Source organism: Tsukamurella sp. M9C, from assembly GCF_020169415.1.
Classification (GTDB): Bacteria; Actinomycetota; Actinomycetes; order Mycobacteriales; family Mycobacteriaceae; genus Tsukamurella.
The window spans coordinates 1-14217 of the sequence record NZ_JAIULG010000014.1 but is presented as its reverse complement, the minus strand read 5'-3'; the positions used below and the strand labels follow the sequence as shown (position 1 = coordinate 14217).

12 protein-coding genes are annotated in these 14217 nt (G+C 70.9%); 10 read left to right on the top strand and 2 right to left on the bottom strand.

The genetic code is table 11. From position 1 onward, the window contains the following. Window positions 1–142 precede the first annotated feature (142 nt). From rapZ to LB823_RS09215, 9 genes are all read left to right on the top strand, one after another. Window positions 143–1000, top strand: coding sequence for an RNase adapter RapZ (gene rapZ, locus LB823_RS09255; RefSeq protein WP_164711730.1), 858 nt, complete (start codon window positions 143–145; stop codon window positions 998–1000). Then, the gene (gene yvcK / locus LB823_RS09250) at window positions 997–1959 is read left to right on the top strand and encodes a uridine diphosphate-N-acetylglucosamine-binding protein YvcK (RefSeq protein ID WP_224646660.1); all 963 of its coding nucleotides are present in this window, start codon (window positions 997–999) and stop codon (window positions 1957–1959) included. The genes rapZ and yvcK overlap by 4 nt, the downstream gene beginning before the upstream one ends. 64 nt (window positions 1960–2023) lie before the next feature. Then, window positions 2024–3001, top strand: a complete 978-nt coding sequence (gene whiA, locus LB823_RS09245) for a DNA-binding protein WhiA (RefSeq protein WP_224646723.1) — start codon at window positions 2024–2026, stop codon at window positions 2999–3001. An 82-nt stretch (window positions 3002–3083) separates the two neighbouring features. After that, window positions 3084–4100: a type I glyceraldehyde-3-phosphate dehydrogenase gene (gap, locus tag LB823_RS09240; protein WP_224646659.1), complete on the top strand. Its 1017-nt coding sequence runs from the start codon at window positions 3084–3086 to the stop codon at window positions 4098–4100. Beyond that, a complete protein-coding gene (gene pgk / locus LB823_RS09235) occupies window positions 4100–5338 on the top strand; it encodes a phosphoglycerate kinase (RefSeq protein WP_224646658.1) in 1239 nt (412 codons plus the stop codon). Before gap ends, pgk begins: the two co-directional genes overlap by 1 nt. Continuing rightward, a complete protein-coding gene (gene tpiA, locus LB823_RS09230; protein WP_224646657.1) occupies window positions 5335–6117 on the top strand; it encodes a triose-phosphate isomerase in 783 nt (260 codons plus the stop codon). The genes pgk and tpiA overlap by 4 nt, the downstream gene beginning before the upstream one ends. 89 nt (window positions 6118–6206) lie before the next feature. Further along, entirely contained in the window at window positions 6207–6443 is a 237-nt protein-coding gene (gene secG, locus LB823_RS09225) for a preprotein translocase subunit SecG (protein ID WP_068520767.1), read from the top strand. Between the two features lie 142 nt (window positions 6444–6585). Further along, on the top strand, window positions 6586–9339 hold the full coding sequence (gene ppc / locus LB823_RS09220) for a phosphoenolpyruvate carboxylase (protein WP_224646656.1): 2754 nt from the start codon (window positions 6586–6588) through the stop codon (window positions 9337–9339). Window positions 9340–9409: 70 nt separating this feature from the next. Further along, on the top strand, window positions 9410–9853 hold the full coding sequence (locus tag LB823_RS09215; RefSeq protein WP_224646655.1) for a limonene-1,2-epoxide hydrolase family protein: 444 nt from the start codon (window positions 9410–9412) through the stop codon (window positions 9851–9853). 1 nt (window position 9854) lies between these two features. Here LB823_RS09215 and LB823_RS09210 read toward each other — a convergent pair whose 3' ends face one another. Together LB823_RS09210 and LB823_RS09205 are read right to left on the bottom strand one after the other, a co-directional pair. Next, the gene (locus LB823_RS09210; protein WP_224646654.1) at window positions 9855–11534 is read right to left on the bottom strand and encodes a serine/threonine-protein kinase; all 1680 of its coding nucleotides are present in this window, start codon (window positions 11532–11534) and stop codon (window positions 9855–9857) included. Window positions 11535–11676: 142 nt separating this feature from the next. Then, window positions 11677–12825, bottom strand: a complete 1149-nt coding sequence (locus LB823_RS09205; protein ID WP_224646653.1) for an acyl-CoA dehydrogenase family protein — start codon at window positions 12823–12825, stop codon at window positions 11677–11679. Between the two features lie 249 nt (window positions 12826–13074). Here LB823_RS09205 and LB823_RS09200 point away from each other — a divergent pair, with 249 nt between their 5' ends. Then, window positions 13075–13965, top strand: coding sequence for a sensor domain-containing diguanylate cyclase (locus LB823_RS09200; protein WP_224646652.1), 891 nt, complete (start codon window positions 13075–13077; stop codon window positions 13963–13965). The last annotated feature ends 252 nt before the right edge of the window (window positions 13966–14217 follow it).

Here is a 14217-nt window from a genome sequence, read left to right as displayed (position 1 = left end):
CCGAGACCACCGCGGGAAACGGCCGCGATGGCTAGGCTGACGGAGTACCGACGACCGAGGAGGAGGGTCCGTGCGCCCGACCGGGAATCCGGACGACCGAGCCGAGGAGCGGACCGTCGGCGAACACCGCAGCGACGGCCCCATGGACGTGCTCCTGGTGACCGGCCTGTCCGGCGCCGGCCGCGGCACCGCGGCCAAGGTGCTGGAGGACCTGGGCTGGTACGTCGCCGACAACCTCCCGCCCGCGCTGATCAGCAACATGGTGGACATCTCTCTGGCCGACGAGTCGCGGATCCATCGGCTGTGCATCGTGACCGACGTGCGCAGCCGCACCTTCACGGGGGACTTCGCGAACATCCGGCGGGAGTTGGCGGAGAAGGACATCGAGCCCCGCGTGCTGTTCCTGGACGCCTCCGACGAGACCCTCATCCGCCGGTTCGAGCAGGTGCGCCGCAAGCACCCGCTGCAGGGCAGCGGCACGCTCGCCGAGGGCATCGCCGCGGAGCGCCGCATCCTGCAGCCCATCCGGTCGACCGCGGACCTCGTGCTCGACACCTCCACTCTCTCGGTGGCCCGGCTGCGCGAGACGATCGAGAACTCCTTCCGCACGCTGCGCTCCGGCACCATCACCGTCACCGTCGAGTCCTTCGGCTTCAAGAACGGCATCCTGCTGGACGCCGACATGGTGCTGGACGTGCGCTTCCTCCCGAACCCGTTCTGGGTGCCCGAGCTGCGCCCGCTCAACGGGCTGACCGAGGAGGTCTCCGGGTACGTGCTGGGGCAGCCCGGCGCGTCCGACTTCCTCGACACCTACGCGCAGCTGCTCGACCCGCTGCTCGCCGGGTACCGGCGCGAGGGCAAGACCTACCTCACCGTGGGCATCGGCTGCACCGGCGGCAAGCACCGCAGCGTCGCGATGACCGAGGAGCTGGTGCGCCGGCTCGCGGGCCGGCCGGGCATCGAAGTCCGTGCCGCGCACCGGGATCTGGGGCTCGAATGACGGCCCTCAAACTGGCCTCCCTCGGCGGCGGCCACGGACTGTTCGCGACCCTGCGCGCGGGCCGTGCCCTGGGCGCGGAGATCACCGCCATCGTGACCGTCGCCGACGACGGGGGATCCTCCGGCCGCTTGCGGAGCGAGCTCGGCATCATCCCGCCCGGCGACCTGCGCATGGCGCTGGCGGCCCTCATGCCCGACGACGACCGCGGCGAGTTCTGGGCCGGGATCCTGCAGCACCGCTTCGGCGGGGGCGGCGCGATGGCCGGGCACCCCGTCGGAAACCTGCTGCTGGCCGGGCTCTGCGAGGTCCTGGGCGACCCCGTCGACGCCCTCGATGCGATCGCCGACCGGTTCGGCGTTCAGGGCCGGGTGCTGCCGATGGTGCCGGGGCCCTTGCGGATCGAGGCCGACGTGACCGGGCTCGAGGACGACCCCAGACTGTCCCGCGTGATCCGCGGGCAGGTCGCCGTGGCCGTGACGCCGGGGCAGGTGCGCCGCGTCCGGCTGCTGCCCCCGCACCCCGAGGCGTGCGCCGACGCGGTCGAGGCGATCCTCGCCGCCGACGTCGTGACGCTCGGCCCCGGCTCGTGGTTCAGCTCCGTCATCCCGCACGTCCTCGTGCCCGAGCAGGTGGACGCGCTGCGGCGCACGTCGGCCCGTCGGGTGCTGATCCTGAACCTGGCTCCCGAGCCCGAGGAGACCGGGGGCTACTCGCCCGAGCGGCACCTGCACGTGCTCGCGGCCCACGCCGACGGGTTGCGGTTCGACGACGTCCTCGTCGACGCCCGGACGGTGCCCCCGGGCACCGAGCGCGAGCACCTCATCCGCGCCACCGCGCTGCTGGGTGCGACGCCCCACTTCGTGGACGTCGGCGTCCCCGGGACGCACCAGCACGACCCCGAGGCACTGGCAGCCGCGATCGCGAAAGTGGCCTACAGTGAACTCTCGGACCGCGAATAGTCAACCTTTCCCGTTTCCCCATCCGATGTAGTCGACGTTTCCCTAGGAGGGTCCAGCTGTGGCGCTGACATCCCAGGTCAAGGACGAGCTGAGCAGGCTCTCCATCACCCAGGTGAGTGCGCGCCGCGCCGAGGTCGCCTCGTTGCTGCGGTTCGCGGGCGGCCTCCACATCCAGGGCGGCCGCGTGATCGTCGAGGCCGAGGTCGACACGGGGATCACCGCCCGGCGGCTCCGCAAGGAGATCCTCGACCTGTACGGCTACAACTCGGACGTGCACGTGCTCAGCGCGGGTGGCCTGCGCAAGGCGGCGCGCTACATCGTCCGGGTGGTCAAGGACGGGGAGGCGCTCGCGCGGCAGACGGGGCTGCTCGACATGCGCGGCCGGCCGGTCGTCGGGCTGCCCTCGCAGATCGTCGGCGGCTCGGTGCACGACGCCGAGGCCGCGTGGCGCGGCGCCTTCCTGGCGCACGGCTCGCTCACCGAGCCCGGCCGCTCCAGCGCGCTCGAGGTCTCCTGCCCGGGCCCCGAGGTGGCGCTCGCGCTCGTCGGCTGTGCGCGACGGCTCGGCGTGACCGCCAAGGCCCGCGAGGTGCGCGGCGCCGACCGCGTCGTCGTCCGCGACGGCGAGGCCATCGGCGCGCTGCTCACCCGCATGGGCGCCAACGACACGCGCCTCGTCTGGGAGGAGCGCCGCATGCGGCGCGAGGTCCGGGCGACGGCGAACCGGCTCGCCAACTTCGACGACGCCAACCTCCGCCGCTCCGCCCGGGCCGCCGTCGCGGCCGCCGCGCGCGTCGAGCGGGCGCTCGAGATCCTGGGCGCCGACGTGCCCGACCACCTGGCGCAGGCGGGCTCGCTGCGCGTGCAGCACCGTCAGGCCTCCCTCGAGGAACTGGGGCAGCTCGCCGACCCGCCCATGACCAAGGACGCCGTGGCGGGACGGATCCGCCGCCTGCTGTCCATGGCGGACAAGCGCGCCGCCACCGACGGGGTGCCGGACACCGAGTCCGCCGTCACCGCGGACATGCTCGACGAGGGCTGAGCGTCTCGATAACGCCGAGCGGCGGGGGTGTTCCGGGGCTACCGTTGACGGGCAGGTATTCCTGACCCGAAGGAGCACTACAGTGACGGTTCGCGTAGGTGTCAACGGATTCGGTCGGATCGGCCGCAACTTCTTCCGGGCGGTCGCCGCCCAGAAGGCCCTGGGGACGACGGACGTGGAGATCGTGGCGGTCAACGACCTGACCGACAACGCGATGCTGGCGCATCTCCTCAAGTTCGACTCGATCCTCGGCCGCCTCGACGCGGACGTGGTCGCGGACGGCGATTCCATCCGCGTCGGCGATCAGGTGATCAAGGCCCTCGAGGTCCGCGAGGGACCGTCGGCGCTGCCCTGGGGCGACCTCGGCGTGGACGTCGTCATCGAGTCGACGGGCATCTTCACCGCCCGTGACAAGGCGCAGGGCCACCTCGATTCCGGCGCCAAGAAGGTGATCGTCTCGGCCCCCGCCGCCGGCGCCGACCTCACCGTCGTGATGGGCGTCAACGACGACAAGTACGACGGCAGCCAGCACGTCATCTCCAACGCCTCGTGCACCACGAACTGCCTCGGCCCGCTGGCGAAGGTGGTCAACGACGAGTTCGGCATAGTCAAGGGCCTGATGACCACGGTCCACGCCTACACGCAGGACCAGAACCTGCAAGACGGCCCGCACAAGGACCCGCGCCGCGCCCGCGCCGCCGCGATCAACGTGGTGCCCACCTCGACCGGCGCGGCCAAGGCCATCGGGCTCGTGCTGCCCGAGCTGGAGGGCAAGCTCGACGGCTATGCGCTGCGGGTGCCGATCCCCACGGGCTCGGTCACCGACCTGACCGTGCAGCTCGCGAAGAAGGCGACCGTGGAGGAGATCAACGCCGCGATGAAGGCCGCGGCCGAGGGGAAGCTCAAGGGCATCCTCAAGTACTACGACGCTCCGATCGTCTCGTCGGACATCGTCACCGACCCGCACAGCTCGCTCTTCGACGCGGGTCTGACCAAGGTGATCGACGATCAGGCTAAGGTCGTGTCCTGGTATGACAACGAATGGGGCTACAGCAACCGCCTCGTCGACGTGACTGATCTGGTAGGTAAATCGCTCTGATGACCGTTTCCACTCTTTCCGACCTGCTGTCCGAGGGCGTCGAGGGACGCACCGTGCTGGTCCGCAGCGACCTCAACGTGCCGCTCGACGATGCCGGCGCCATCACCGATGCGGGCCGCATCATCGCCTCGGTGCCCACACTGAAGGCGCTCGCCGAGGCCGGCGCCAAGGTGATCGTGACCGCGCACCTCGGCCGCCCGAAGGGCGCACCCGACCCGAAGTTCTCCCTCGCGCCCGTCGCGGCGGAGCTGGCGGAGCGCCTGGGCCGCAACGTCCAGCTCGCGGGCGACGTCGTGGGCCAGGACGCCCTGGCGCGTGCCGAGGGCCTCACCGACGGTGACGTCCTCCTCCTCGAGAACGTGCGCTTCGATCCGCGCGAGACCAGCAAGGACGACGCCGAGCGCGAGGCGCTCGCCCGCGACCTCGCCGAGCTCGTCGACGTCTCCTCGCACGCCGGTGAGGGCGCCTTCGTCTCCGACGGCTTCGGCGTCGTGCACCGCAAGCAGGCCTCCGTCTTCGACGTCGCGAAGCTGCTCCCGGCCTACGCCGGCGGCCTCGTCGACGCCGAGGTCAAGGTGCTGGCGCAGCTGACCGAGAACCCGTCGCGGCCCTATGCCGTGGTGCTCGGCGGCTCGAAGGTCTCCGACAAGCTGGGCGTCATCCGGGCGCTGGCCCCCAAGGTCGACACCCTGGTGATCGGCGGCGGCATGGCCTTCACCTTCCTCGCCGCGCAGGGCTACTCCGTGGGCACCTCGCTGCTGCAGGAGGACCAGATCGACACCTGCAAGCAGCTGCTCGAGGAGTTCGGCGACGTGCTGCACCTGCCGATCGACGTCGTGGTCGCCGACGCCTTCGCCGCCGACGCCGCGTCGAAGACCGTCGCCGCCGACGCCATCGAGGACGGCTGGATGGGCCTCGACATCGGCCCCGAGTCCGCGCAGCGCTTCGGCGCCGTGCTCACCCAGGCCAAGACGGTGTTCTGGAACGGCCCCATGGGCGTCTTCGAGTTCCCGGCCTTCGCGGCCGGCACGAAGGCCGTCGCGGAGTCGGTCATCAAGGCCACCGGCAACGGCGCCTTCACCGTGGTGGGCGGCGGCGACTCGGCCGCGGCCGTGCGCACGCTGGGCCTCGACGAGGACGGCTTCAGCCACATCTCCACCGGTGGCGGCGCTTCGCTGGAGTACCTCGAGGGCAAGGAGCTCCCGGGGCTGAAGGTGCTCGAAAGGGGTGACGCATGAGCCGTAAGCCGCTCATCGCCGGCAACTGGAAGATGAACCTCAACCACCTCGAGGCGATCGCGGTGGTGCAGAAGCTGGCCTTCGCGCTGCCCGACAAGTACTTCGCGCACGTCGACGTGACGGTCATCCCGCCGTTCACCGACCTGCGCTCGGTGCAGACCGCCGTCGACGGTGACGATCTGAAGATCACCTACGGCGCGCAGGACCTCTCGCCGCACGACTCCGGCGCCTACACCGGCGACATCTCCGGCGCCTTCCTCGCCAAGCTCGGCTGCACCTACGTCGTGGTCGGGCACAGCGAGCGCCGCACCATCCACGGCGAGACGAACGAGATCGTGCTCGCCAAGACCAAGGCGGCGCTCCGGCACGGCCTCACCCCGATCGTCTGCATCGGGGAGGGGCTCGACATCCGCGAGCAGGGCACGCAGGTCGAGTACAACGTCGAGCAGCTCAAGGGCTCGCTCGCCGGGCTGACCGCCGAGGAGCTGTCCAAGACGGTCATCGCGTACGAGCCCGTCTGGGCGATCGGCACCGGCAAGGTGGCGACCCCGCAGGACGCGCAGGAGGTGTGCGCCGCGGTGCGGGCCACCATCGCCGAGCTCGGCGGTGCCGAGGTGGCCGCGGGGATCCGCGTGCTCTACGGCGGCTCGGTGTCCAGCAAGAACGTGGGGGAGCTCGTCGCGCAGCCCGACGTGGACGGCGGCCTCGTGGGCGGCGCCTCGCTCAAGCCCGACGAGTTCGCCGCGCTCAGCGCCATCGCCGCGGGCGGGCCGCTCTGATCCGGAGCCGGCCGCTGTGGGCCGACGCGCCTGCCACGCCCTGAACGACCGACGTCGACCGGAAGGTACACTGGATCCTCGTGGAAACATTGCAGCTGGTGCTGAAGATCGCCATCCTCGTGCTGAGCCTGCTGCTGGTGGTGCTCGTCCTGCTCCACCGCGGTAAGGGCGGCGGCCTGTCGTCGCTGTTCGGCGGCGGTGTGCAGTCGTCGCTCTCGGGCTCCTCGGTGGTGGAGAAGAACCTCGACCGGGTGACGATCTTCGTCGGCATCATCTGGACGGTGTGCATCGTCGGCGTGACGCTGAGCATCAAGCTGACGTCCTAGACGTCGCCCCGAAGACTTCGGCGAGGCGCCTCGAACCCGCAGGGTTCGGGGCGCCTTCGTCGTCGGCGGGGTGCTGCCGGGCAGGGCGCCCATATGAGCGCCGGCCTCGAAATCTGAGCAGGCGGTAGGAATACTGCCCAGCATGACCAGTGAGCCAGCGCGCGCCGCCACCGAACCCCTCCGTGACGACATCCGGCTGCTGGGCGGGATTCTCGGCGACACCGTCCGCGAGCAGGCCGGGCCGCAGATCTTCGACCTCGTCGAACGCGCCCGGCAGGAGTCCTTCGCCGTGCGCCGCTCCGAGCTGGACCGCGAGCAGCTCGCCGCCCTGTTCGCCGACGTCCCCACCGGCGAGGCGATCCCGGTCATCCGCGCCTTCTCGCACTTCGCGCTGCTCGCCAACCTCGCCGAGGACCTCCACCGCGAGCGCCGGCGCGCCATCCACGTCCGCGCGGGAGAGCCGCCGCAGGCCTCGTCCCTCGCGCACACCTATGGCCTCCTGGAGGACGCGGGCCTCGACGGTGCGGACGTCGCCGCGGCGCTCCGGCACGCACTCGTCGTGCCCGTGATCACCGCCCACCCGACCGAGACCCGGCGGCGCACCGTCTTCGACACGCAGCACCGGATCACCGAGCTCATGCGCTACCGCGACCGGACCCAGCTGGATGCGCGCGAGGAGGAGCAGACCCAGGTCGCGCTCCGGCGCCAGATCCTCACCCTGTGGGACACCGCGCTGGTACGGCTCGAGCGGCTGCGCATCCAGGACGAGATCGAGAACGGCCTGCGCTACTTCGATTCCGCCTTCCTCCAGGTGATGCCCGCGATCAACCGCGAGGCCCGGATCCGGCTGCGCGAGCTGTACCCCGGGACCGCCCTCCTGTCCGAGCCCATCGTGCGCCCCGGATCGTGGATCGGCGGCGACCGCGACGGCAACCCGTACGTCACCGACGAGGTGGTCACGATGGCCTCGCGGCGGGCCGCGGCCACCGCCATCGGGCACTACCTGCGCGAGCTGCTGCAGCTGGAGCAGGAGCTCGCGCTCAGCTCCCGCCTGACCACCGTCGCCGACGCGCTGCTGGACCTCGCCGCCTGGGACGACTCTCCCCGCCGCGCCGATGAGCCCTATCGCCGCGCGCTGCACGGTATCCGCGGCCGCCTCACCGCCACCGCGGACCGCCTGCTCGACGAGCAGCTGGACGCGCGCACCGACATCGGTGCCGAGCCCTACGGCGGACCGTCGGAGCTGCTCGCGGACCTGGGCGTCGTGGACGCCTCCCTGCGGGCCGGCGGCGACGGACTCATCGCGGACGACCGCCTGCAGTCGCTCCGGGAGGCCGTGAACACCTTCGGCTTCCACCTCTCCGGCCTCGACATGCGGCAGAACTCCGACGTGCACGAGGAGACCGTCGCGGAGCTCTTCGCGTGGGCCGGCGTGCACCCCGACTACGCCGCGCTCGACGAGGAGGAGCGGGTGCGCCTGCTCACCGCCGAGCTCCGGCTGCGGCGGCCGCTCGTGGGACCGGGCGCGGAGTTCTCCGACCAGACGGCGAAGGAGCTCGGGGTGCTCCGCGCCGCGGCGCGCGCCGTGGAAGCGCTGGGCGCCAAGGCGATCCCGAACTACATCATCTCGATGTGCACGTCGGTCTCCGACCTGCTCGAGGCCGCGGTGCTGCTCAAGGAGGTGGGGCTGCTGCGGCCCGACACCGACGGCGGCGCCGAGTGCCCGGTCAACATCGTCCCGCTCTTCGAGACGATCGAGGACCTCCAGCAGGGCGCCGCGACGATGCGCGCCGCGTTCGCCGTGCCGGCCTACCGCTCGCTGGTCGACGGCAAGGGCGGGCTGCAGGAGATCATGCTGGGCTACAGCGATTCCAACAAGGACGGCGGCTACCTCGCGGCCAACTGGGCGCTCTACCGCGCCGAGCTGGACCTCGTCGCGATGGCGCGCGAGGCCGGGATCACGCTGCGGCTCTTCCACGGGCGTGGCGGCACCGTCGGCCGCGGCGGCGGTCCGAGTTACGACGCGATCCTCGCGCAGCCGCCCGGCGCGGTCCGCGGCTCGCTGCGGTTGACCGAGCAGGGCGAGATCATCGCCGCGAAGTACGCCGAACCCGCACTGGCCGTGCGGAACCTGGAGTCGCTCGTCGCGGCGACGCTGGAGTCCTCGCTGCTCGACGTGGAGGGCCTCGGCGACGACGCCGACGAGGCCTACGCGGTGCTCGACGAGCTCGCCGCCCTCGCGCGCGACGCCTACGGCGACCTCGTGCACCGGACCGAGGGCTTCGTCGAGTACTTCACCACCGCCACGCCGGTGGAGGAGATCGGCTCGCTGAACATCGGTTCGCGGCCCAGCTCGCGCAAACAGACGTCGAAGATCTCCGACCTGCGCGCCATCCCGTGGGTCATGGCGTGGTCGCTGTCGCGGGTCATGCTGCCCGGCTTCTACGGCACGGGAACGGCGTTCGAGACGTGGATCGGGGGAGACCCGGATCGCCTCGAGCGGCTGCGCGCGCTGTACCGGCGCTGGCCCTTCTTCCGGTCGGTGCTCTCCAACATGGCGCAGGTCCTCGCCAAGTCCGACCTCGGCCTCGCCGCCCGCTACGCCGACCTCGTGCCCGACGCCGACCTGCGTGAGCGCGTCTTCGGCAAGATCGCCGACGAGCACCGCCGCACCATCGAGACGTACTTCGCGATCACCGAGACCGACGACCTGCTCGCCGACAACCACGCCCTCAAGCGTTCGGTGTTCAACCGCTTCCCGTACCTCGAGCCGCTCAACCACCTGCAGGTGGAGCTGCTGCGCCGGTACCGCTCCGGCGACGAGGACCCGCTGGTGCAGCGCGGCATCCTGCTGACCATGAACGGCCTCGCCACGGCGCTGCGCAACTCCGGCTAGCTCCTCCGCCCCCGGATTCTCCGCCCCAGGGCGGAGGACGGGACGACCCGGCGCCGGTACTGTCGGCCGCATGACTGACGTAGTGGTGCAGGACGAACAGGCGACGGTGCTGACCTTCCTCGCCGATATGCAAGACGGCCGGGCGGAGGAGGCGGTCGCCGCCTTCGACGAGGACGTGGTCTACACGAACGTGGGCCTCGCGACCCTGCGCGGTCGCAACCGTGCCGGCCGGGTGATCCGGCTCCTCGCGCAGCCCGCTCTCGGCTTCGGCGTCGAGGTCACGTCCATCGCGTCCGACGGTGCCGTCGTCCTCACCGAGCGCATCGACGAGCTGCGGGTGGGCCCGCTGCGCGTGCGGTTCTGGGTGTGCGGTCGGTTCGACGTGCACGACGGCCGGATCGTGCTGTGGCGGGACTACTTCGACAACCTGGACATCGCCAAGGGCGTCGTGCGCGGCGTGCTCGCTCTGGCGATCCCCGCCGCGCAGCGGAAGATGACGCCCCTGCAGCGCTGACCTACTTGTTGTACCGGGTGCTGATCTCGGGCCGGATCGTGTCGGAGACGAACTTCGCGGCGCAGTGTTTCCCGTCGTAGTTCTGCTGCAGACACCACGCCAATGCGGGCTCGTAGGTGTCCCAGCTGGCTCCGGCGTACACCGGCACCCAGGAGTCGTCGCGGTCGAAGACCGGCCAGCCGCCGCTCTGCAGGAGACGGACGCTCCCGTGGCGCTGGTCGAAGTACGCGACCTCGCCGAGGATGTCCGCCTCGAACCAGGTCTTGCCGTCGTCGAACGCGCCGGAGTACTTCGAGGCGAGTTGCGCCACCCAGCGGTTGTTGAGCGTCGCCAGCACCACGGGCCGGTCCGCCGCGGCGCGGGTCTGCAGGGCGGCCAGTGGGTTCGGTGCGGCGGTGGTCGTCGTGGTGGGCGGCGCGTCGGTGGTGGTCGGCGCGGCCGCCGTCGCGGTGACGGTCGCCGTGGCGGTGGCGCCGCCGGTCTGTGCGACCGGCGAGCTCTGGCGGTCCGACAGTGCGACGTAGCCCAGTACGGCGGTGGCGCCCACCAGCACGGCGGCGACCACCGCGAGGACCGGCACCGCGCGGCTCTTCGCGGGCGGCGGTGCTTGCTGGTAGGCCGGTGCCATCGGGTACGACGGCGCGACCGGGTACGAGGGAGCGGCCGGATACGACGGAGCCTGCGGATAGGACACCGCGCGTGGGTACGACGCGGGCGGCGACGGCTGGGAGACCACGGTGAGGTCGGAATCCGCGGGTGGATACGGCTGCGAGATCACGGTGGGGTCGGACGGCTCCGCGAGCGGCCGGATCAGTGTGCGGTCGTAGGCGGGGGAGGGCAACGGCACGTCCACGCTGTGGCCGGCGAGGGCCTCGCGCGCGGCGGTAGCCAGCTCGCCGCAGCCGGCGAACCGGTCGGCGGGGTCCTTCGCCATGCCCCGCGCGATCACGGTGTCCATCGCCGCCGGGACCGGAGCCTCCTCGCTCACCCGGGGAATCGGGGCGGTGACGTGCTGCTTGAGCATGGATCCCAGGCTCGCGCCGCGGTAGGGAGCGTGCCCCGTGAGCGCCTCGAACAGGACGCACGCCAGCGAGTACACGTCGCTCGCGACGGTGGCCGAGTCACCGTCGAACCGCTCGGGCGCCGCGTAGGCCTGCGAGCCGACGAACAGCCCCGCCGATGTCATCCGGGACTGCGTATCGGCCACCGCGAGTCCGAAGTCGAGCAGGTACGGGAAGCCCGACTCGGTGAGCTCGATGTTGGCGGGCTTGACGTCCCGGTGCACGAGGCCCTTGGCGTGCGCCGCATCGAGCGCGCCGGCCACCTGCTCGACGAGGGCGACGGCGCGCTCCGGGGGCAGCGGACCGTCGCGCAGGGCCTCCGCGAGGTTGCGACCCTCGACGAGGCGCATGTCGATGAACAGCACCCCGTCGATCTCGCCGAAGTCGTGGATCGGGATGACGTGCGGGTCCGCGAGGCGCGCCACCGTCTGCGATTCGCGGGAGAACCGCTCGCGGAACTGCGGATCCTCGGCCGCCGAGGCGTGCAGCAGCTTCAGCGCGACGTCCCGGTCGCGCTGCGCGTCGTGTGCGAGGTACACCTCGCCCATCCCGCCCCGGCCGAGCAGGCGCCCGATCTCGTACGGCCCCAGCGTGCTCCCGCTGCGCGTGCCCTCGCTCATGGACGTCCCCTCCCGCTGGGTGCTGCGCTGATCGTAGCGGGATCGACCGACAGGAACGGCCGTGATGAGTCAGACTCCGGACACGGGAACGCCCGGGTGCCATCCGAACGGATGGCACCCGGGCGCCGGGGATCTCGTGCGCTCAGAGCGTGCGCGCGATGATCTCCTTCATGATCTCGTTGGTGCCGGCGTAGATCATCTGGACGCGGTTGTCGACCCAGAAGCGCGCGGCGGGGTACTCGGCCATGTAGCCGTAGCCGCCGAACAGCTGCAGGCACTCGGATGCGACCTCCTGGGCGCGGTCCGAGGTCCACCACTTCGCCATGGCGACGGTGGGGATGTCGAGCTCGCCCTTGACGTGCTTCTCGATGCAGTCGTCCACGAAGACCCGCGCGATGGTGGTCTCGGTGAGCGCCTCGGCGAGCTTGAACTTGGTGTTCTGGAAACCGAAGATGGGGCGGCCGAAGGCCTCCCGCTCCTTGGTGTAGCGGAGGGTCTCCTCGAAGATGACCTCCATGCCCGCGACGCAGGCCTGGCCGATGATGAGGCGCTCCTGCGGCAGCTGCTGCATGAGCTGGTAGAAGCCCTGCCCCTCCTGGGTGCCGAGGAGGTTCTCGACGGGCACGTGCACGTCGTCGAAGAACAGCTCGGAGGTGTCCTGGCCCTTCTGGCCGATCTTGTTGAGGATGTTGCCCTTGCGGAAACCCTCGCGGTCGGCCTCGACCAGGATGAGGGAGATGCCGGCGGCGCCCTCGTCCGGGTTGGTCTTGCAGACCAGGACCACGATGTCGGCCTGCTGGCCGTTCGTGATGAAGGTCTTGCTGCCGTTGATCACGTACTCGCCGCCGGTCTTGATGGCGCGGGTCTTCACGTTCTGCAGGTCCGAGCCGGTGCCCGGCTCGGTCATCGCGATGGCGCCGACGGCCTCGCCGGAGGCCATCTTCGGCAGCCATGCCTGCTTCTGCTCCTCAGTGCCGTACGCGAGGATGTAATGCGCGACGATGCCGTTGTGCAGCGAGACGCCCCAGCTGGTGTCGAACGCCTGCGCCTGCGCGGCGATGAGCACCGACTCGTGGCGGAAGTCGCCGCCACCGCCGCCGTACTCCTCGGGGATCGACAGGCACAGCAGGCCCAGCTCGCCGGCCTTGTTCCACAGGTCGCGGTCGACGTGGTGCTGCTCGGCGAACTTCTCGATGTTGGGGGTGAGTTCCTTCGCCAGGAACTTGTCCGCGAGGTCGCGGAGGGCGTCGAGCTCTTCGTTCATCCAGCTCGAGCGGCGGCGTGCGGCCATGGGGTGACCACCTTTCTGCGGAGGGTTGCCGCACCACTTAATCAGAACCGGATCGACGAAAACAAGCACGGGTGCAGGATTCGGGGAATAGGTGCAGGTCGGAACGGGGGATTCGCCCGGACGTGGCGTGTTCGGATGTGCCGATGTCGCCTCCCCGCGGTCGTAACGTTCGTCAGCGCGAGCGCGATGATGCAGCGAGCGGATTCCGGTCGTGCGGGTTCGTGCCGAACGACCGAAGGAGTGCGTGTCGTGCGCCCTGATCCGCTACTGACCGATGCCCTGTATCAGCAGGTCTTCCTCCGGGCCGGCCTCCCGATGGCACTGCACAGCGCGGACCGTCGCTTCCTGCACGCGAACGACGCGATGGTCGACCTGCTCGGCTACTCGCTCGAAGAGCTCCAGGTGATGACGGTGATGGACGTCGTCCATCCCGAGGAGCGCGACACCAGCGCGCGGTTCGCGGCGCAGTGGCTCGCCGGGATCGGCAGGGAATCCCGGCTGTTCGGACGGATCGTCCGCAAGGACGGCGGGGTCGTCAGCGCCCGGATCCGCAAGTACGTCCTGGACCCGGGCGGCCCCGACGGTGCCCTGGTCGCGCTCGCAGTGATCGACCGGATCGACGAGGAGCACACGTCGGAGTACGCCTCGCGCCACGACGACCTGACGGGCCTGCTGAACAGGCGCGGCTTCCGGGAGGCCCTGGCCGTCTCCTACCCGGAGAACCTCCCGTCCGTGCTGGCGATGCTCGACGTGGACCACCTCAAGTCCGTCAACGACCGCTTCGGTCACGCCGCGGGTGACGAGGTGATCGTCGCGGTCGCGAGGACCCTGGCGCTCGCGCTGCCGGACGACGGCGTGCTGTGCCGCTGGTCCGGCGACGAGTTCGTCGCCTTCGTACCGCGGCCCACCGCGGACGACTTCGCTCCCGCGCGCCTCCGCGCGCTCGCCTACCGGGCCCGCGTGCCGGTGACGGGCGGATACGTCGTGCCGGAGGTGTCCGTGGGGGTCACGCGGTTCGATCCGGGAACCGACCGGCTCGACGACGCCCTGCGGCGCGCGGACGCCGAGATGTACCGCGCCAAGCGGGGCGCGAGGGCGGCCGGCGATGCGTGCGCGGAAGGTCTGCCCACGGCGCCGTGAGTCGCGGGCGACATCGCCTGTGAACTGCGGAAACAGAAAGTTGGAACCGTTCGTCGAGTTGGTGCGTCTAATTCATGCGGAGGAAAAACCAACGAGATCGGGGGAACGAGTTGGACACGACACCGCAGGTCTGGTCGGACGTCGCTCACGCGGAGAAGACGGTCGAGCAGGCGCACGAGGTCCGTGAGCGATTGGCCCGAGTTTCGGGCATGGGGACGGCCGCACGGGGGGATGTGCGGGTCACCGTCGGGA